At 44.7% G+C, this 1,301-nt stretch carries 1 protein-coding gene; it reads right to left on the bottom strand.

The window, feature by feature from the left end:
• Nucleotides 1-1,192 (bottom strand): protein adenylyltransferase SelO family protein (locus tag B7Y67_RS18300; RefSeq protein WP_293599857.1); only part of this gene is annotated, 1,192 nt, incomplete at its 3' end.
• Between the last annotated feature and the right edge of the window lie 109 nt (nucleotides 1,193-1,301).

Genomic DNA, 1,301 nt, shown 5'->3' on the forward strand with positions numbered 1-1,301 from the left:
CAATATGTTCACGATCGACAAATTCATCCCTTTGCAAGATCTCTGTTAGCTTGGATTCTTTTTTGAGATTGCTTAGATTTCGAAAGAAATTCGTGAAATCCACTTTTGAATCATGCATTGCCTGGAGTAGACGTTCAATTAACTCTATGTCGCCATCCTGTGCTGATTGCAATCCTAGTTTTAGTCGAAATGCTTGTTGCCACTCTTTTGCATAAATCAATGGAAATTCCTCTAGGGCGGAGCGTAAGAGGTCTTGAGACTCTTCCGCAGAATGCTCTAGCTCTAACAAGGGAAGCATTGCACTCGCAAGACAGGCCATATTCCAATGCATGATTTGGGGCTGACGATGATATGCATATCTACCTCCATGATCACTATGATTGCAGATATGGTCGATTTCAAAATGATCTAAAAATCCAAAAGGACCATAGTCAATAGTCAGGCCTAGAGCGCTAATGTTGTCACTATTTAAAACGCCATGACAAAATCCCACCGATTGCCACTGCGCGACTAACTTTGCATTACGGGCGCTGATCTTTTTAAATAGGTTCAAGTAGGGATCCTGTGTGGATACACACTCTGGATAAAATTCTGAAATAAGCAGATCCGCCAACTCCTTCAGACGAACGATATTTTGCAGTGAAGCAAAGTGTTCAAAGTGCCCGATACGAATAAAGCTTGGGGCAATGCGCGAACATACCGCAGCTGTTTCCATGGTTTCACGTCTAACTGCCTGTTTAGATCCCACTACGGAAAGAGCGCGGCTAGTAGGTATACCAAGCGCATGCATTGCTTCGCTGCACAGAAATTCTCGAATAGACGATCTTAAGACTGCTCTTCCGTCACCCATTCTGGAGTAGTGCGTTCTACCGGCACCTTTTAACTGTAGCTCTAAATGATTGATATCACCCAGTAGGATTGCGCGACCATCGCCTAATTGGCCTGCCCATGATCCAAATTGATGTCCGCTATATGCCGTAGAAATAGGATTAGAAAATCTATGCGCACCTACATTCAGCTGATTTCCCCCCAATACCTCCAGCCATTCGGGATCTTTGGGCAAACCATCATTTCCAAGCTCCAAATCGATTAGCTTTGCGACGGCTGGTGAGAATGCAACCCAGTAGAGATTGGGTAGTGGGGTAGGTGGGGTTGCTTGGCATACATCATCGCCACGGAGGGTAAACGGCATATTTGTATTCTATGGGTAATTCACAAGTGCCGCAGAAGCCTCTAAAATGACCCTATGACAAATAAAGTACAACTGAATGCGGCAACTCAGCTTGCCAATCTGGGTGAAG

The organism is Polynucleobacter sp. 35-46-11 (genome assembly GCF_002281105.1).